This window comes from Gordonia liuliyuniae (genome assembly GCF_021739025.1).
In the GTDB taxonomy this organism is placed as follows: domain Bacteria; phylum Actinomycetota; class Actinomycetes; order Mycobacteriales; family Mycobacteriaceae; genus Gordonia; species Gordonia liuliyuniae.
Genome location: NZ_JAKKOT010000002.1, coordinates 566,555 through 583,933, shown reverse-complemented (window position 1 = coordinate 583,933; position 17,379 = coordinate 566,555). Strand labels below are relative to the sequence as shown.

Genomic DNA, 17,379 nt, shown 5'->3' with positions numbered 1-17,379 from the left:
TTCTTTCCACAGCGGGAGACCCGGCACCGCCCCGATCGCGACCTTCGATCGACGCGCCCGGGCGCGACCCGCCGCCAGCGGGTTCGCGGAAACGTGCCACGTCGGCGACATCGGTACGCGTGAATATTTCAGGTGGTGACCCCGCTGCCCGAGATCAGTACGCGGTGCATCCACGGCTCCGGTACCGCCGGCCATAGAGTGCAGTCATGACGATCACGACAATCTGCTTCGGAGTTCTCACTCTTGCTCTGTGGACGGTGACGGTGACCCGGATCGTTCGGGAGCCTCGACGGACGAGTTACGGCATGGCCATCATCGGATGCACCACCGCCACCTGGGTCTTCATCGTCTTGCTGTGCGCAGCACTGTCACCGGAGTCCGATCTCACTGACATCGCCGTCTTCGGTCCCGTGATGCTGGTGCTCGTCGTCTTGTTCGCGACGGGTGTGTATCTGCTGTTCAACGCTGTCGTCGTGGTCCGCCGCGAAGGCCTTCGGGTCGCGACCCTGGTGCCGGCCGCATTCGGTCTGTTCCTGTTGGCGGTTCTCGCCGCGACGGTCGCCACCGGGATCGCGTTGGCCACTGTCGACTCGTACCTCACGATCGCACTGCTCGTGCCGTTCGTCGTGATCCCGATCGCCATCGTGGTGATCACACTCGGCGGTTACACCGCGTATGCGGCCGTGTACGGACGTTTCAGCAGGCCTGCGCCGTCCGACGCCGTCATCGTCCTGGGCGCAGGACTCTCCGGCGACTCGGTGACGCCACTGCTGGGTGCCCGGATCGACCGCGGAATCGAGATGCTCGACGCGGCAACGGATCCGAGCCACGAGCCGCTGCTCCTGATGTCCGGCGGCAAAGGCGACGACGAGGTCGTCTCCGAAGCGGAGGCGATGGCGCGGTACGCGGTGGACGCCGGCGTGGACGAGAATCGGATCGTCCGCGAAGACACGTCGACGACCACCGAGGAGAACCTGGTCAACTCGCGTGCAGTGCTCGCGGGCATCGGCTGTGCCGCGCCGAAGTTGACCGTCGTCACGAGCGACTTCCACGTCTTGCGCACTGCGTCCCTGACGCGCGGCCTCGGGCTGGACGCCACGGTCGTCGGCGCACCGACCGCCGCCTACTATCTGCCCGCCGCGTTCCTCCGCGAGTACACGGCGTGCCTGGTCCACTACCGCCGCGCCAACATCGCGGTCTGGGCCGGGGCCTCATGTCTCGTGTGGGCGCTGCTCGCGCTCGTCTGGTACCTGGCCGGTATGCAGACCGAGGTCGTCGACGCGATGTCCGTGTACTGAAGCCGCGGCCTGTCAGCATCCTCGGCTGTCAGCTTCCCTCGGCGTCGATTCAATCCCCGTCGGTTCAGTCACGGTGGGCGTTGTGCGCCGCCCGACTGATCGTTTCGATGATCTGCGGGAAGGTCGCCGAATCTGAGGCGACGATCTGGGTGTGGTCGACGCCGGGGAACCTCACGAGAGCTCCACGGCCGCCAGCCTTCTTGACCGCTCTCACATACTTCGTCGCCATGCTGGGTGCGACAACGGTGTCGGCGGTGCCGGTCATCGCGATGATCGGAACGTCGGGGTCGATGTTCTCGATCGGGCTGACCGACGCGTAGTGGTCGGGCACCTCGCTGGGCATACCGCCCATCACGTTGCGGGCACGCGGATTGCCATTGAGCGCCGCCTGCCGCATATCGAGTGTCCCGGCCAGCGAGATCACATAGGTGGGCCGGAACTCCGGCCCGGCGCCGATCTCGTCGTCTTCGAGATTGTGACGAGTCCCCGACCACATCGCCAGTTGGCCGCCCGCCGAGTGTCCGGCGACTACGGCGTCGTCCGTCGAGATCTCCGGCAGCGCCGCTTGAACGTTCGGAACGAAGTCGAGCGCGGCGGCGACGTCTTTGAACGTGGTCGGCCATCCGCCGCCGGAGCCGACCCGCCGATACTCAAGGTTGTAGACGGCGAGGCCTCGCTCGGCGAGCCGCCGAGACAGCGACACGAACACATCGGCGCCGAGTTTCGACTGCCATCCGCCACCGTGGACGAGCACGACCAGAGGTACGGTGCCCGGCTCGTGGTCGCCGGGCGGCAGATACACGTCCGCCCAGTTCTGTCGATCGTCGCGGTCGCCCGTCGTCGTCGGATACAGGTATCGGTCGACGGTCACGTCCGACGTCGATTCGACGTTCGCGAGAGCACGGGCCGCAGCCCCGCGGTCTGCCGGCTCGGCAGGGGTGGCGTCCGAGGCCGCGTCGTCATCCGCGGCGCAGCTCGTCAGCGCGAGCGCTACCGCGACAGTCGACGCGGTGATCAGACGGCCGAGCGTGCGCATTCTCATATGGTCGCTCCGTTGATGGTCGAAGCGTTGATCTCGCCGTCGAGCCCCCACTTCTGAGCGATCGTCGTCATCTCGCCTCGGTCGATCAGTTTCTGGACGGCGGACTGCAGTACCTCGCCCAACGGTGACTTCTTCGCGATCGCGAACCCGTACGGCTGGGAGTCGAACACCTCGCCCGCTGCGGTCAGTTCGTCGGCGCTTCGGCGGACAGTCGTCGCGACCACGACGGAGTCGGCGGACATCGCGTCGGCCGACCCGTCGGTGAGCGCACGGACCGCGTCGTCCTGGGTGGGTGCGGCGACGATCTTGATGGGTTTGTCGCCGACTGTCACGCACGCCTTGCTCTTGGCGGGCAGCTCGACCGTGTGCTGGACGGTACCGGCCGCTGCTGCGACGGTGCGCCCGCATGCGTTGTTCGGGTCGACCGTGTCACCGGACCGCTGCGCCCACTGGGTGCCGCCACGGAAGTAGGTCACCATGTCCATGGTCTTCTGGCGGGCCCGAGTGTCGAAGAATCCGCGCGAACCCACGTCATAGGTTCCGTCGACGACTCCCGGGAGGATCTGCTCGAACTTGGTCTGCTGCAGGTTGAGTCGTAGGCCGAGGAGTTTGGCGACCCCATTCAACACGTCGACGTCGAAGCCGGTCAACTGTCCGTCCTCGCCCATGCCGACCATCGGCTCGTACGGTGCGCTGGTGCCGACCGTGAGCTCGCCCGCCGCCCGGATGTCGTCCGGGACCCGGCCCGCCAGGTCGGCATCGACTGCACCTGAGGCCGGCGGCTTCGATTCGTCGGTCTGCCGATCACCGCCGTCGGAGCCGCAACCGGCCACGAGGAGAGTCACGACGAGGCTGATCAGCAGCGCGGGGGTCCACCGGGACGGTTTACGGCTCACGACATTCGAGTCTATTCGCTTTCCACCGCAACGACTTCCGGATCAGCCAACTGGCCGACGCCCCAGCCGGCCGGTCAGTACGCCGTGGCGAACTTCCACGCCGAGTGAATCGCACCTTCGATGTAGTCGACCTGCCCGGCGTCGCCGACCACCTCGACGGGGATTCCCGTCGCCTCGAGTTCGCGCGCGAGCGGAGCGTCGGCCGCCGTGTCGGCGGCGTAGACCACCATCGAGGCCGGCGCCGTATGTGCCTCATCCTTGACGGTGAACTCGACGGCATCGGACGTGATGCGGGTGACCGTCGCCTGGCGGTGCACGTGCACGCCGAGTTCGGCGGCCCGGCGCACCGCGGTCCAGCGGCGCGGCATGGCCATCGGCAGTCCGAGGGGCGTACCGGATTCGAGAAGGGTTACGTTGCGTCCGCGGTCGGCCAGCCACTCCGCGAGCTCTAGGCCGACCAGCGATCCGCCGATCACTACGACGTCGTGCCCCATCGGCAGGAACGACCGCGTGAGTCGGCGAATCGCCGTAGGACTCTTGGTGACGCCCGACAGCTTGCCGAGCTTGCCCATGGCGCGCAGGACGAGTGACCCGTCGGAAGCCGCGGCGTTGCCCAACATCAGGTTTCGCAGAGTATCGCCGGTGTGGACATGCGGTAGATCACCACCGGGAATGTCGGGGCGGGGGCGCACGGCGCCGGTGGCGACGACGACGTGGTCGGGGGCGAGGCCGCGAATCAGCTCCGGGGTCGCGGTGGTCTTGAGTCGGATCTCGATGTTCAACCGCTTCATCTCGGCGGTCAGCCAGTCGAGCAGTCGTTCGTTGTCCGGGGTGGTCAGAGTCGAGAACCACAGGGTCCCGCCGAGGCGATCGGATTTGTCGACGACGGTGACGTGGTGGCCGCGCAGGGTGAGCAGGCGTGCGGTTTCCAGGCCCGACGGTCCGGCGCCCACGACGACGACCCGTTTACCGCGACGCGCCGGTTGCAGCGGAAGGAGCCTCTCGTCGCCCAGGGCCGGATTGACCGCGCACAGCGGGGTGTCATCCCAGAAGTTCTCCTGCACGCACACGTAGCAGTTGATGCACGGGCGGACCTGCTCGGGCGTATCGGCGGCGAGCTTGTTGACCAACTCCGGATCGGCCAACAGCTGGCGGCCCATTGCAGCGAAGTCGATGCGGCCTGCCGCGATCGCCTCCTCGGCGACGTCGGGGAGCATGCGCCCGACGGCGATGACCGGGATCTGTACATGCTTCTTGATCTCGGCCGCCAGATCGAGGTAGGCGCCGACCTTGTTCGGCAGCGGGCCGTCAGTGAAGTTGGAGAACGGGTTGCGCCCCCAGCCGGTCACGTGAATGGCGTCGGCGCCTACCTCTTCGAACAGGGCCGACGCGGCGCACGCCTCGTCGTTCGTGAGCGCACCTTCCTGGCCGAACTCGGCCCCTGCGACGCGCACCAGCACGGCCATCGTGTCACCGACCGCGGCCTTGACCGAGGCGATGACCTCGCAGGCCAGCCGGGCACGATTGGTCAGGCTGCCGCCGTACTCGTCGTCGCGCAGGTTGTCGATCCGGTTGAGGAATGCGCCGAGGACATAACCGTGGGCGCAGTGGATCTCGATGGCGTCGACGCCCGCCTGTCGGCAACGGACGGCGGCCTCGGTCCAGGTCTGGATCAGCCAGGCGATGTCGTCGGCGGTGGCGGTGTGGGTGGACCCTGTCTTGCCGCCGGTGACGGCGGCCATCTTCCCGAGTTCTTCGGGGGTGCTGTCGACGAGCGCAGACATGTCGTAGGTGTAGTTCGGCTTCGACGGCACCAGCAGCGGGCGGTCGTTGAGGGTGTCGATGCGGGCGACCTTGCCGTGGTGCGTGCTCTGCACGCAGAGCTTGCCGCCCGCCTCGTGAACGGCATCGGCCAGTGCCTTGAGGCCGGGGATGAACCGGTCCTCGGATAGCCCCGGCTCTTTCGTGCTGGTGGCGCCGATCGGGTACGCGACCGCTGCCGCCCCGGTGATGATCAGGCCGGTACCGCCGGCCGCGCGTGCGGCGTAGTGATCGATGTCCTCCTGCTCGATGACGCCGTCGACGCAGACGTTCATGTCCATCGCGGGCAGGACGACCCGGTTGCGCAGTGGCATCGGGCCGATCTGGCCCCGCCCGAGGAGGTACGGATAGGAACTTGTTCTAGCCATAGATCGAAGGGTACGCCACCGTTTCAATCATTGATTGAAAAAGTGGGGACATCGCTGCGTTGCGGCCCGACGCACCATCCACCGCGCTCACGACGAGCTCGACGGCATCGTCTACCGGGGCCGGTTCGCGGGCAGCGTATGCGTCGCCCTGGTCGACCGTGCTACAGGAGTTACTTGGTCTCATTCGGATGATTGGTATGCACCTGCTCCAGGAACACCGCGTGGTCCTGCACGTAGAACCAGATGCGAGCGTCTCCCTTGGCCGTCGGCTTGTGCTGCCAGCGGTCGTGGGTCTGCCCGTTCCGCGTGACCCGTTCGAGATCGCCGCGGAGCGGGTAGTTCGTCGGAGTTTCTCTAGTCGGCGTCCGGGTGAGGAAATCCCAGGCGTCGGCCAATGGGCCGCGAATCGTCGCCGCGAGATCCCTCCATCCCTTCTTCGCGCCAGCTGACGCGAACTTGATCGCGTACTCAGACTTCTTCGTTGGCCGAGGGACAGCCTCGTCGCGCTGCCCCACGACTACGGACGCTCGACCGTGGCGGCATCGTCGTCATCGAGCCACTCGACATCAGTCTGGCCGAGGCCGGCGGCCAGTGCGGTTGCCGTCTCGCGCCACGAGGTCAGCTCCGCGAGTACACGATGTGGCTGGTCGGTGAAGAACGAGGCACGCGCGGCGTCGACGAGGTCCTGTGCGCAGGTCTCCCGATCCTCCGCCGACAGTGCGAGCATCCACGGGAACGCGTTCGCCATCCGGTCGGCGACGGAGCCGTTGTCGTTTACTGCCACGCCAATCAGCTGTGCCGCGAACTCCAGCATTCGGTTGCGGCTCTCGAGGTGACGCCGAGACATCAGCACGAGGTCTTCGCCGTCGCGACGAGTCACGGTCACCGGGTGGTCCTCGGCCTCAGTGAAGACCTCTGCGGAGTGCTTGCTCAAGTCCGAGGAGCGACGCGTGGTGGTGCGGAACGCTGGTGTGGTCATGCGTCAATCGTATTCGGAACGTATTCGGAAGTCCATTGGGATGTCGAGCTCCGGGGCCTGGGCCGGCCCTACCGAGTTCCCGGCGCGGCGGGACTGTCACTACTGCTACAGGGGGAGCCGGCGTCCCTGAGTCGGTCCACCCCGCGCCTCATCGGGTCGGGTTCGCCGAGACGCGTCCAGGTCCGCCGCACCGCCGATCGATATGACAGAAGCGCGGTCAGTTTAAGGACTCTCCGGATTTCAGTCAGACCTGACTCGTGCCATTTTAGTGCCCTGCTGACGCCCGGAGTTTGGCGATGATGTCGGCGGCGTCGCCTTCGAGTGGAGTTTCGGCTATGACGTGTTGGCCGCGGATCCGGATGTCTGCGTGGGGTCAACGAGCAGGTCGGCAAGGCCGAGAAGGCCGTAGCCGGGATGACCCCGGTCAAGCGCAACCGGTTCGTCACCCTCACCGGTGCGGATAAGAGCGTCAATCGCGAGTTGGAGACGAAGGCACGGACGTGGCTGGGTGGAAGGCTTACATCACCAACATCGATGCGCCGACACCGGAGTTCGTGATCGGCGCCCACCACCAGCTGTGGCGGATCGAGAAGACTTTCACCCGTGTCAAAAGGTGATTTGGCGGCACGGCCGATCTACCATCGGACCGAGGACTCCATCCGGGCACGCCTGGCGATCGTCATGGCGCTCGCGGTGACCCGCGTGATCGAGGAACGAACGGGCTGGTCGATCAAGAAGTTCGTGACCACCACCCGCCGCTACAGGACCATCGAGACCCGCGTCGGCGATCAGACCGTCACCGCCGCAGACCCGCTACCGGACGACCCGGCTGCGACCCTCGGAGCGATCAGAAGTGCGCACTAAATTGATAAAAGTCAGGTTACACACCACGACCTGCACGAACAGATCAGCGATCGGGGGTGTCTCATGAACGATCGATCGTGAGATTCCACGAACGTCGCACAACCGGATAGAAGAGAAGCCATCGAACAAGCAGACGCCCATAGAGGCCACAAGCTGACCTACCCTCCACTCCGTCCAGCGACGAACCCAACACCAAATATTCCAATAACGACGAGCGTAAACACAATGGTCCAGATCATCTCCCCCAAAGAAGCCGCCGTGTAGGAGATACAATCTGCACTACTGCACGATTGTCATAAACCAGTCGCGGATTTCACGCATTGCGTCGATGTATTCGTTTCGACGCGAGAGTTCACAGGTGAACGTCTGCTGTCTCAGCACGAGACGACTAGAGTCGAAGACGTACTGTGTGTCTGACCACAGGTCCATTCCCTCGTAGAGGAAACCTCCCGCTAGGCCGACAGTCTTTCCACGGCCCGGGATATCGGCCAGTGGACGGACGCTACCGTTCCCTGAGAATACGTCCCGGAGCTCGTGTTCGACACCGAGCGTGACGACCTCATCTCCCGGCATCGCACCCAACCTGCACTCGATGAGCACCGAGGTAGGTGACCAACCTCTGCCAATACGATTGGCCGGAGCAACAACATCCATCGCCTCCGCCGGAATCCGCGCCCACAACTCCGGAACGGGCTGATAACTGGCCGAATCCAGACCCCCGTCGATAAACCCCTGCACCCTAAGAGACCCAGCAAGCCCCTGATCCCCATCACTCATGCACGCCTACTTTCTCAATTTGCCCACTGGTTAACGCGGCAACTACTTCAATTCATTCTTGTTATCGCGAAATATTCGAGGAAACTGAGAATTCAACTTCTTCTTCGTGAAATGATAATTGTTCGCCTGAACAAACGCCCACCCCCATAATCCGACGACCATTACAGGAATCATGCCGAGACCAACAAGAACTCCAGAGTCGACAACTATAGCTACGGTTACAGGGATGGATCCAGCGAGCACTAATAGAACAGACCACAGCATACGGAGTTTCTCTATAAGGCGAACAGCAAACATTGGCGCTACGAATAGGACAATGAAGCCGATCAAGACAATCCATGAGAGTGTTCCTTCACTCATCAGATCCTCGTTCCTGCAGCGATTGCGGTGCTGATACAGCTTTTAGCTGAGCCAGCCGACGATGGTGCCGCCGAGCTTTTTCATGCCGTCGACTGGGTCTTTCACTGCGTCGATTATGCCTTGCTTGTGTTCGTACAGGAGAGCTCCGGTGTAGGCACCGACGGCAGCTCCCACGGGACCTCCCACAGACGCCCCGATTGTGCCTCCAATGTAGCCGGCAGAGGCGATTCCGATGCCGTCCGCTATTGCCTGTACTGGGGGCTTTTCTCCGGTTAAAGCCTGCGCGCCTTCGGTCAGGGCTGTTCCGGTTACGCCTGCTCTATTGAATCGTTTTGCCCAGCGGGCGACGGTTGCGGCTTGGGATCCGCTGGCGCGGTCGGCTGCCTCAGCTAGTCCTGCTCCGAGCGCGCCGAGTTCGGTGCCGCCCTCGCTGATAATGAATGCCCGGTCGGGCTGTTGGAGCCATTTGCCGATATGGCGCGGGATGGAATCTTCAGGGTCGTCGGGATTGATACGGTATGCGCCGATAAGGTTTCCGTGGCGGTCGAACTCGCGCAGGATGTTGGTGCCGCTACGGTCGTACTCTAGGTAGCCACCGTGCGGGAGCGGGGTGACCGCGATCTCCAGCTTCTCACCGTTGACGACCGCTGACCTGGTGAAACTCCCGTTCGGGCCGTTGTGGTTGATGACCCACCAGTTGCCGTTGGTGTCTTGTACTGCTGGTTGTCCTGTCCCGGTTTTGCCGGTTCCGTCGCCGAAGTTGTAGACGGTCTCGTTCTCGAGGGCGGTGCCGAAGCCGGTGACGGGGCCTTCGATTTGTTCGCCGTTGGGGCCGCGAGACAGATCGTAGTAGGACAGAGTGCCGTCGTCGGCGACCCGCTCATGGACTCTGCCGTCCAACCGTTGATTGTTGGTGTACCGCAGCCACTCGGTATAGGTCATCGACTGACCCGCAGCAGGAGCATCGACGCGCCCGTCGGGCTGAGGCTCCTTGGTGAACGAGGGCATCAGGAGCTCACCCAACGCATCCGACTGGGCCTGATCCGCTTGGGTTTGCCCGTCCCCGTCACCGCTCTGACTGGTCTCGGGGTAGGTGAGCGGGTTGTACGGGTTGAACTCAGGCTCAGACGACTCCGGGCTATCCGACCCGTCGAACGAGGGCATCAACAAGTCGCCCAACGCATCAGACTGGGCCTGATCCGACTGGGTCTGCCCGTCACTGCCCTGACCGGTCTCGGGATAGGTGAGCGGGTTGTACGGATTGAACTCAGGCTCAGACGACTCCGGAGTCGCCGATCCGTCGAACGACGGATTCATGAGATCACCCAACGCATCAGAGTTGGTCTGTGCCGATGAATCTGGGGCTGGTTGCTCAGCTTTCTGCTCGCCTACTCCGAATGCGTTGGGGATGTGATCGGGTGCGGTCTCAGGCTGTGTGGGGGTAGCGGGTGCTCCTGCTTCCGGGCCCAGCCCGTTCGCGGTCGAGCCTCCCTGAACCAGTGGTGTCAGCATCCCGGCTATGGCATTGTCACCCTCACCTGCCGATTCTCCCGCTGGCGCTTCAGAACCGGCCGAGGCACCAACCGACGCGCCAGCGGTAGCGCTAGCGGCCGCGCCAGTAGTCTCGGTGGGATCAGCCAGGATCGGAAACAGTGCGTTGTCTGCTGGTTCGATGTGCTGAACCAGGTCACCGTTCTCATCAACGGTGTACCACGTCTTTTGTGGCCGCCCGGCCGCGTCGAACGCCCACGGGCGCGCGACCTGGCGAATCGCGTTGCCGTCCTTGTCATAGACCGTCGCAGACCCGTCCGGGTTGACCTTGGTGTAGCCGCCGTCGGGGACGTTCATCGCGAACCGGTAGGTGGTGGGCGAGGATTCGTCGTGCATCAACACCATTCGCGACGGACCTACCGTCGCTCGCGTGGAACCACCACGCTTGAGCAGCGACCGCCCGCGCGGGCTGGCCGCAGCCACGGCCGCAGCCCCGGCGATCACCCATATCGGCAGCCGGATCGTCGGCTCACCGTCCGTCGACGGACTTAGAAACGCTTCATTGCTCGATCCGGGATGCGGCTGCCCGACCGGCACATCCGCAGGCGCGGTTGTACGTCCGGGCAACGGGGCGATATCGGACTGGCCGGGCCGCTCACGCTGGGTCGGAGCCGGTGCAACCGTGGTCACACCGGGTGCCTGTCTGGTCGGTACACCGGGTACGTGCGTGTTCCCGGGAGCTCGCGTGTTTCCTGGCGCGCGGGGTCCTGGGGTGGTTCCGCCGATGATGGGTGTGCCGTTGCCCTGACCAGGCCCCGGGCCGGGATCACCGCCGATGACCGGTCCGTTCCCCGACGGGGCTCCCGGAGCATTCGGAGTGCTCGGCTGGGTCGGCATCGTCGGCGGCGGCGTGTAGGTCGGCACGCTAATGCAGGGCCAGCTCGGCCCGTACTGGGCGCGCATCTGATCACACAACGCATCCGCACCAGCATCACCAGCACCCCCGGTGAACCCGGCAGCAAACATCGCACCAGTGAAACCGAGTGTCCCAATACCAGCCACCAGAGCCGGACCACGACGTCTCGCCCCGCTAGGCATGCGAGCGGTCTTGTTCGCGCGGGTCACGACTGGTCCTTGCCGCGGACAGCGCTCCAGATGGCGTCGATACCGGTCCAGAACCAGCGGCCACCGATCGACATCACCATAAAGAACGCGAGGAACACCAGGACGGTTCCGTAGTCGTCTCCCCACCGGATCAGGTTCGGCAGATTCCACGCAGCGACCACCAAAATCGCGCACCCAGCGATGAACAGCAACATCGTCCACACCGACACTGACCGATCCACACCCGGCGATTCCTGACCGGCGCTACTAGGCGGAAGGGGCGGCGGACTGGTTACTGGCGACGTAACGGCGCCGGTTTGATGATCCTGAGCCTGCGCCTGGCGTGAATGCTTGGGCCGATCAGGAGTAGTCAGCGGTTGCGTGCTGGTGTTGGTGGTCATGTCGGCGTCCCCCGGTATAGCTGGTGCTCAGTGGTCAGGTGTGTTCAGTGCCGGCTAGCGTGCACAGGATCGTGCTGGGTAGACGCTGACGTAGTCGAGATTGGATTCTCCTGGGCTGGTGATGATCCCGATGCTGATGCAGCCGCCGTGGCGGGCCGCATCGTTCGCAGCGTGTTGGATACCGCGTCCCCAGCCCGGGTTGTAGACCAGGTTCGGGATGTACGGGATCGCCGAGAACGCGTTCCCTAACCCGTGCTGGGAGACCGCGACAGTCTGCGAATGCGAGAGCTTGATGCCGTGGCGGGTCGCCGCATCAGCCTCACCAGTACCGACCAGCGATGCGGTCACACCCGCGACCGCGACGACCGCTGCGACGCTCCCTACTGATTTACGTGCCATCATCGGTTTTTCCTATTCGAGTAGTTCCTGGTGCTTGGTAAGCGCACGGGTTAGAGCAGGTGGGGTTTGCCGTACAGGTTGAACGTGTTGTCATTCGCCTTGCTCGTCATCGCCACCCGCACATACGCCCGCACAGCTGGGCGTGCGCCGACGCATCCGGAGATCTCCACACGGACTCCGTCCAATCGGACACCAGCCGACGGACCCTGCAACGGCTTCTGCCCGAACGGGACATCGATCGACACACCATTTTTCAGGGTTGTCGAAATGTTCGGCATCACCTGCGCGCCGAGCACGATCGCGGGCGGATAGGAGATGGACATTTGCGCGGTCGGGCCGCCGGTGACCCCGAGGTTGACGCCGTCCATCTGCCACTGGCACGAGACTTGGAAGCCCGTCGAGACGACAGCGGCGTCCACCGGCACCGTCCCGGACCCCGACATCCGCGCAGCACCACGCAACGACAAGAACGCCTCATACGAACCATGCCCACGACTGAGCGCCGGCACGCTCCGGATCTTCTCCCCCGACTTAGACAGTTTGTACTGTCCACCCATCATCAGAATGACGCGTCACGGACTTGTCAGCAAACGACCGCGTCGGACCAGCCGACGCATCACCAGGGACGCCGAACGCGGCGACGCTGATCAACGCGCCCAGAACAACGCACATGACGCCGATGAACTTCTTCACGAATTGCCCCCACATTCACACGGCGACCACGGCGGGAAGAAAAGCCACAGCCCCCGACCCGAGGGATATCTAGTACTCGCATGTACGAGTAGTGAACCCCCGGGCAACCTGGACGATTCCTCCCGAATCGCCACAACAGATGAGACTGACGCTACAACCGGTAACAGCAACCCGCAATCGGCCAGCAAATAGTGTGACACAGATTACCCACGTGCAGCTCAGTGAGCCGACTTCGATGGCGGCACGTATCGCACGGGAGAGAGCGGCGGCGAGAGCGTCCCGCGCATCAGTTTCGTCATTCGTGGCGGGTGAACGCGTAAGAGCCTGGCCCTTCTCTGCGGAAGCGGAGGGATTTGAACCCCCGGTGGTTTTACCCACGCTCGCTTTCAAGGCGAGTGCATTCGGCCGCTCTGCCACGCTTCCTTCGAAAGACGGCCCGCGCGATCTGCGGCAGTCGCGTAGCGACGCGGAGCAAGTCTTCCGCCGACGAGGCTATCGCATGAGCTCGGCGGGCGTGCCCACCGGCCGGATCGGTGGAAGACTGGAGTCATGCGCGCCATCCCCGAATCGCAGAGCCTGGACATCGTCGATCTACCCGATCCAGAGCCGGCACCCGGCGAGGTGATCGTCGATGTCGCGGCGGCGGGCGTCAACCGCGCCGACATCATGCAGCGTGCAGGGAAGTACCCGCCGCCGCCGGGGGCGTCGAACGTGTTCGGGCTCGAAGCTTCCGGCACGATCTCGGCGATCGGCGACGACGTCTCCGGCTGGGCGGTCGGCGACGACGTCTGCGCGCTACTCGCGGGCGGCGGCTACGCGGAGAAGGTCGCCGTTCCGGCAGCACAAGTGATGCCCGCGCCGCGGGGCATCGACCTCGTCTCGGCGGCGGCGCTCCCCGAAGTCGCGTGCACCGTGATGTCGAACGTCGTGATGACTGGACACCTCACACCTGGCGAACTACTCCTGGTACACGGCGGCAGCAGCGGGATCGGCACCCACGCAATCCAACTCGCGCATGCGCTCGGCGCACGAGTCGCCGTGACCGCACGTAACCAGACCAAACTCGAACGCTGCCGCGAACTCGGCGCCGACGTCCTCATCGACTACACGACCCAAGAGTTCGACGACGTCCTCGCCGAACAGGGCGGAGCCGACGTCATCCTCGACATCATCGGAGCCAAGTACCTCGGTAAGAACGTGAAAGCACTCGCCACCGGCGGTCGACTCGTCATCATCGGAATGCAGGGCGGCGTCAAAGGCGAACTCAACATCGGCGCCCTCATGGCCAAGCGCGCCGCCGTCATTGGAACCACGCTGCGCGCACGACCCGTCACCGGGCCCGGTTCCAAGGCCATGATCGTCGCCGAGACAGTCGCCCGGACCTGGCCGCTCATCGAAAGCGGCGATATCGCACCGATCATCGACTCCACGTTCCGCTTCGACGATGCCGACGCCGCACACGAACGACTGAACTCCGGCGAAGCCGTCGGAAAAGTGCTGCTGACAATGGAGTGAGGCCCTCAACTCGCTCGATCGAAAGCGGTGTTCGCCCATAGGGGCTCCGCCGTCGAGCAGGGTCGCGTTACAGGCCTTCGCGGACGATTCGCTCGCCGATCTTTCCGAAGGTGCGGCACAGTGTGTCGAACTCTTCGGGGGTCAGTGAGTCGATGACGAGTCGTCGGACGGCGCGGTCGCGTTCGTCGAGGATCGGCTGCACCATGTCACGACCGGAATCGGTGATCATCACCCACTTCTGGCGGGCATCGTAGTCAACGTTCTCGAGACGGGACGCATACCCGTTCTCGATGAAGCGGGCCACCTGGCGGGACACCGTGCTCAGTGGAATCTGGGTGGCCTCCGCGAGGTCGCTGATCCGCAACCCCTCCGCAGTGGCCAATACTTCGAGGACGCGCCAATCGGCGCTCGTCAAAGCCGACGACGAATCGATCTGCTTGAACAGCGACCGATACAGCATCCAACCGCCCGTGACGAACTGCTGCCACAGATCGCGCTCGGCGCTGTCGAGAATCGGTGCGAGTCCCCCGTCACCGTCATGTTGTTGCAACACCGCTGCCCCTTCAGCCCCCTGAACTACATACTTTCGAACGCAACCATACGGTCGGGGTTCCGGTCACTCCCAATCGAGGCCGCCCTCGACGAGTCTCACTCAGCCGAACGAACCGAGCACCCGCGCCAACTGATCCATCTCGTACGGCGTGGAGTAGACGCCGAGGCCGACCGTCACCGCGCCGCCTGCGTCAGCGACGCCGATCGCGTCCAGAGCACGGTTCGGTACAGCGTGCAGCGCGCTGATCCCGTTGTCGTTCAACCGAACACCGACCTTCTCCGCGCTCACCCCGTCGACCAGGAAGCTCACGAGCGGAACTCGGTGCGTGTCGGCGCCGATCACCTGGACGTGTCCGAGATTGTCGAGAGCGTTCACCAGATAGAAGGTGAGGCGCTGCAGATACTCGTAGGCGCCGTCCATCGACGTCGTCAGCCGACGACGCCGATTCCCGGTCGCCGACGAATCGAGACCGGCGAGCACCTCCACCGAGGCGACCAGTCCAGCGAGCCACGCGGTGGGTGTGGGCGATGGTTCGAGCCGAGCGGGGCCGGTCGCGTGCGGGTCCATCGACACATTCGTCAACGACGCCATCCGCGACTGATCAGCGAACACCATCGCCGACATCCGCGGACCGCCCCACCGCTCCGCGCTCACCAGCACGACGTCCGCGCCCATCTCATTCATCGACAGCGGGACGAACGGCGCCGCACTCGTCGCGTCTACCACCGTGAGCGCGCCCGCAGCGCGGGCATGTCCGGCGATCTGCCCGATGTCGGTGATCGCACCCGTCGTCGACGACGCCAACGCCACCGACACCACGCTCGTCCGATCGGAGACCAGATCGGTGAACTGCCACGGCGGCAGCGAGCCGTCCTCGATGTCAATCTGCGCCCACCGGACCGCTGCGCCGTGCCTGGCCGCACCACGCAGCCACGGCACGATGTTCTCCTCGTCGTCGAGGACCGACAGCACGACGCCGTCGCCGATCCACGACGTCACCGGGAGGGACTCGACCAGCGCCGACACCAGCGCGCCCCGCGACGGACCGAAGACGACGCACGCCGGGTCCGCGCCGAGCAGGTCGGCGATCGCCTGACGCGCCTGCATCGTCGTCGCAGCCGCGTCCAACGACTGGCGGGACAGCCCGCCGCCGAGCACCGGGTACGACCGGACGCCGCGTGAGACTGCGGAGGCTACGGCGTCGGGGATCTGCATTCCGCGCTGGGAATCGAGGTGGATCCAGCCGTCGCCCAGGGAGGGGAACAGTCCTCTCACGGAGGCGATGTCGAACGGCATGACCCCAACGATAGACACCTGTCTCGCACCGATCACGTCAGGACGACGACGCACGCGGCACAATGGGGACCATGCTTCCCGAGATGTTCGGCACTTCAGGCCCCGGAAACCCGCTGTCGTCGGATCCGTCGGCGACACCAGACGAACCGGCCATCGAATTCGCCGCAGCAGGCGCCGAGAACGGTGACGCGGCATCGAACCCCGTCGCGGGCATGGTGGAACAGCCCGCCAAGGTGATGCGGATCGGAACCATGATCAAACAACTCCTGGAAGAGGTTCGCGCCGCTCCCCTCGACGACGCGAGCCGCACCCGCCTCGCCGACATCCACCGCACGTCGATCGCCGAACTGCAGGACGGTCTCGCCCCTGAACTGCGGGAAGAGCTCGACCGGCTCGCGCTCCCCTTCTCCGACGATCAGACACCGACCGACGCCGAGTTGCGCATCGCGCAAGCCCAGCTCGTCGGATGGCTCGAAGGCGTGTTCCACGGCATCCAAACCGCGCTGTTCGCACAGCAGATGGCGGCACGCAGCCAACTCGAGCAGATGCGGCAGGGAGTACTCCCCCTCGGCCCCGGTGACATGTCCGACACCCACAGCACCGGTCAGTATCTGTGACCCGCCGGTATGCTGTGACGTTGTGTCAGCCGTAGCCAACGACGGCGGAGCAGCCGGTCGAACTGTCCCGCCGCCCCCGCCCACCTCGGATTCGCGAACGTTCGGACGAGGCATCCAGGATCTCGTCGACGGTTTCCGAACCTCCGAACTCTGGCTGCACCTGGGCTGGACCGACATCAAACAGCGCTACAAGCGTTCGGTCCTCGGACCGTTGTGGATCACCATCGCGACCGGCGTCACCGCCGTCGCCATGGGCATCCTGTACGGCGAACTGTTCAACCAGGACATCAAGGTGTTCCTGCCGTACGTGCTGCTCGGCTTCATCTTCTGGGGCTTCATCGAGACGTCGGTCCTCGACGGGTCGGTCGTCTTCTCCACCAATGAAGGTCTGATCAAACAGCTGCCTGCGCCGATCAGCGTCCACGTGTACCGGGTGGTATGGCGGAGCCTCATCATCTTCGCGCACAACATCGTGATCTACGCGATCGTGTTCGCGGTGTTTCCGCAACCCATCGATTGGTCGGCGTTGCTCGTGATCCCAGCGATAGCTCTCTTCGCCGTGAATGCGACGTGGGCCACGATCGTCTTCGGCATCCTGTCGACCCGATTCCGCGACATCGGTCAGCTTCTGACGACCACCGTGCGTCTCGTCTTCTTCATGACCCCGATCATCTGGTCGGCGCAGACCCTCGACGCAGTGGGCAGCGAAGGATCGAGCCGGATGAAGCTCGTCGAGCTCAACCCGATGTTCCACTACTTGGAGATCTCCCGCGGACCACTGCTCGGCCAACACGTCGAGTTCTATCACTGGGGCATCGTGCTCGGGTGCACTGCGCTCGGGTGCGCCGCCGCCCTCATCGTGATGCGCAACTACCGTGCCCGCGTGGCGTACTGGGTTTAGGAGA

17 protein-coding genes, 1 tRNA gene and 1 pseudogene are annotated in these 17,379 nt (G+C 64.6%); 5 read left to right on the top strand and 14 right to left on the bottom strand.

What is annotated here, in order from left to right; all coding sequences use genetic code 11:
• Positions 1 to 206 precede the first annotated feature (206 nt).
• Positions 207 to 1,298, top strand: a complete 1,092-nt coding sequence (locus L5G28_RS03705; protein ID WP_237000338.1) for a YdcF family protein — start codon at positions 207 to 209, stop codon at positions 1,296 to 1,298.
• A gap of 64 nt (positions 1,299 to 1,362) precedes the next feature.
• Here the strand turns inward: L5G28_RS03705 and L5G28_RS03700 are convergent, their stop codons facing one another.
• The 5 genes from L5G28_RS03700 to L5G28_RS03680 form a co-directional block, all read right to left on the bottom strand.
• Positions 1,363 to 2,334, bottom strand: a complete 972-nt coding sequence (locus L5G28_RS03700; protein WP_237000337.1) for an alpha/beta hydrolase family protein — start codon at positions 2,332 to 2,334, stop codon at positions 1,363 to 1,365.
• 2 nt (positions 2,335 to 2,336) lie between these two features.
• A complete protein-coding gene (locus tag L5G28_RS03695) occupies positions 2,337 to 3,236 on the bottom strand; it encodes an ABC transporter substrate-binding protein (protein ID WP_237000336.1) in 900 nt (299 codons plus the stop codon).
• Between the two features lie 74 nt (positions 3,237 to 3,310).
• Positions 3,311 to 5,425: an FAD-dependent oxidoreductase gene (locus tag L5G28_RS03690; protein ID WP_237000335.1), complete on the bottom strand. Its 2,115-nt coding sequence runs from the start codon at positions 5,423 to 5,425 to the stop codon at positions 3,311 to 3,313.
• A 170-nt stretch (positions 5,426 to 5,595) separates the two neighbouring features.
• Positions 5,596 to 5,940 (bottom strand): hypothetical protein, encoded by a 345-nt coding sequence (locus tag L5G28_RS03685; RefSeq protein ID WP_237000334.1) that lies wholly within the window; start codon positions 5,938 to 5,940, stop codon positions 5,596 to 5,598.
• 2 nt (positions 5,941 to 5,942) lie between these two features.
• Complete coding sequence (locus L5G28_RS03680) at positions 5,943 to 6,404, bottom strand: prevent-host-death protein (protein ID WP_237000333.1); 462 nt, start codon at positions 6,402 to 6,404, stop codon at positions 5,943 to 5,945.
• Between the two features lie 348 nt (positions 6,405 to 6,752).
• Here L5G28_RS03680 and L5G28_RS03675 point away from each other — a divergent pair.
• Positions 6,753 to 7,268 (top strand): annotated as a pseudogene (locus L5G28_RS03675) (IS1634 family transposase); the annotation flags it as partial.
• Between the two features lie 279 nt (positions 7,269 to 7,547).
• On the opposite strand, the gene L5G28_RS03670 reads toward L5G28_RS03675, so the two are convergent.
• The 7 genes from L5G28_RS03670 to L5G28_RS03640 form a co-directional block, all read right to left on the bottom strand.
• Entirely contained in the window at positions 7,548 to 8,045 is a 498-nt protein-coding gene (locus L5G28_RS03670; protein WP_237000332.1) for a hypothetical protein, read from the bottom strand.
• A 42-nt stretch (positions 8,046 to 8,087) separates the two neighbouring features.
• Entirely contained in the window at positions 8,088 to 8,405 is a 318-nt protein-coding gene (locus L5G28_RS03665) for a hypothetical protein (protein WP_237000331.1), read from the bottom strand.
• Positions 8,406 to 8,447: 42 nt separating this feature from the next.
• Positions 8,448 to 10,586, bottom strand: a complete 2,139-nt coding sequence (locus L5G28_RS03660) for a hypothetical protein (RefSeq protein ID WP_237000330.1) — start codon at positions 10,584 to 10,586, stop codon at positions 8,448 to 8,450.
• 431 nt (positions 10,587 to 11,017) lie between these two features.
• On the bottom strand, positions 11,018 to 11,401 hold the full coding sequence (locus L5G28_RS03655; RefSeq protein ID WP_237000329.1) for a hypothetical protein: 384 nt from the start codon (positions 11,399 to 11,401) through the stop codon (positions 11,018 to 11,020).
• A gap of 54 nt (positions 11,402 to 11,455) precedes the next feature.
• Positions 11,456 to 11,803: a hypothetical protein gene (locus L5G28_RS03650; RefSeq protein WP_237000328.1), complete on the bottom strand. Its 348-nt coding sequence runs from the start codon at positions 11,801 to 11,803 to the stop codon at positions 11,456 to 11,458.
• A gap of 47 nt (positions 11,804 to 11,850) precedes the next feature.
• Positions 11,851 to 12,309: an MspA family porin gene (locus L5G28_RS03645; RefSeq protein WP_237000327.1), complete on the bottom strand. Its 459-nt coding sequence runs from the start codon at positions 12,307 to 12,309 to the stop codon at positions 11,851 to 11,853.
• A gap of 522 nt (positions 12,310 to 12,831) precedes the next feature.
• Positions 12,832 to 12,916 (bottom strand) — tRNA-Ser (locus L5G28_RS03640).
• A 126-nt stretch (positions 12,917 to 13,042) separates the two neighbouring features.
• On the opposite strand from L5G28_RS03640, the gene L5G28_RS03635 reads away from it, so the two are divergent.
• Entirely contained in the window at positions 13,043 to 14,008 is a 966-nt protein-coding gene (locus tag L5G28_RS03635) for an NAD(P)H-quinone oxidoreductase (protein WP_237000326.1), read from the top strand.
• Between the two features lie 67 nt (positions 14,009 to 14,075).
• Here L5G28_RS03635 and L5G28_RS03630 read toward each other — a convergent pair whose 3' ends face one another.
• Both L5G28_RS03630 and L5G28_RS03625 read right to left on the bottom strand, forming a co-directional pair.
• Positions 14,076 to 14,561 (bottom strand): MarR family winged helix-turn-helix transcriptional regulator, encoded by a 486-nt coding sequence (locus L5G28_RS03630; RefSeq protein WP_236998093.1) that lies wholly within the window; start codon positions 14,559 to 14,561, stop codon positions 14,076 to 14,078.
• A gap of 99 nt (positions 14,562 to 14,660) precedes the next feature.
• Positions 14,661 to 15,857: an aminotransferase class V-fold PLP-dependent enzyme gene (locus tag L5G28_RS03625; RefSeq protein WP_236998094.1), complete on the bottom strand. Its 1,197-nt coding sequence runs from the start codon at positions 15,855 to 15,857 to the stop codon at positions 14,661 to 14,663.
• A 71-nt stretch (positions 15,858 to 15,928) separates the two neighbouring features.
• On the opposite strand from L5G28_RS03625, the gene L5G28_RS03620 reads away from it, so the two are divergent.
• Both L5G28_RS03620 and wzm read left to right on the top strand, forming a co-directional pair.
• The gene (locus tag L5G28_RS03620) at positions 15,929 to 16,474 is read left to right on the top strand and encodes a bacterial proteasome activator family protein (protein ID WP_237000325.1); all 546 of its coding nucleotides are present in this window, start codon (positions 15,929 to 15,931) and stop codon (positions 16,472 to 16,474) included.
• 22 nt (positions 16,475 to 16,496) lie between these two features.
• Positions 16,497 to 17,375 carry a galactan export ABC transporter permease subunit Wzm/RfbD gene (gene wzm, locus L5G28_RS03615; protein ID WP_237000324.1) on the top strand — a complete coding sequence of 293 codons (879 nt, stop codon included), beginning with the start codon at positions 16,497 to 16,499 and terminating at the stop codon, positions 17,373 to 17,375.
• Positions 17,376 to 17,379: the final 4 nt, after the last annotated feature.

Coding starts and splice junctions, on each gene's coding strand:
- L5G28_RS03705 (WP_237000338.1), top strand. CDS start 207: ATGACGATCACGACAATCTGCTTCGGAGTTCTCACTCTTGCTCTGTGG.
- L5G28_RS03700 (WP_237000337.1), bottom strand. CDS start 2,334: ATGCGCACGCTCGGCCGTCTGATCACCGCGTCGACTGTCGCGGTAGCG.
- L5G28_RS03690 (WP_237000335.1), bottom strand. CDS start 5,425: ATGGCTAGAACAAGTTCCTATCCGTACCTCCTCGGGCGGGGCCAGATC.
- L5G28_RS03680 (WP_237000333.1), bottom strand. CDS start 6,404: ATGACCACACCAGCGTTCCGCACCACCACGCGTCGCTCCTCGGACTTG.
- L5G28_RS03670 (WP_237000332.1), bottom strand. CDS start 8,045: ATGAGTGATGGGGATCAGGGGCTTGCTGGGTCTCTTAGGGTGCAGGGG.
- L5G28_RS03665 (WP_237000331.1), bottom strand. CDS start 8,405: ATGAGTGAAGGAACACTCTCATGGATTGTCTTGATCGGCTTCATTGTC.
- L5G28_RS03655 (WP_237000329.1), bottom strand. CDS start 11,401: ATGACCACCAACACCAGCACGCAACCGCTGACTACTCCTGATCGGCCC.
- L5G28_RS03650 (WP_237000328.1), bottom strand. CDS start 11,803: ATGATGGCACGTAAATCAGTAGGGAGCGTCGCAGCGGTCGTCGCGGTC.
- L5G28_RS03635 (WP_237000326.1), top strand. CDS start 13,043: ATGCGCGCCATCCCCGAATCGCAGAGCCTGGACATCGTCGATCTACCC.
- L5G28_RS03625 (WP_236998094.1), bottom strand. CDS start 15,857: ATGCCGTTCGACATCGCCTCCGTGAGAGGACTGTTCCCCTCCCTGGGC.
- L5G28_RS03620 (WP_237000325.1), top strand. CDS start 15,929: ATGCTTCCCGAGATGTTCGGCACTTCAGGCCCCGGAAACCCGCTGTCG.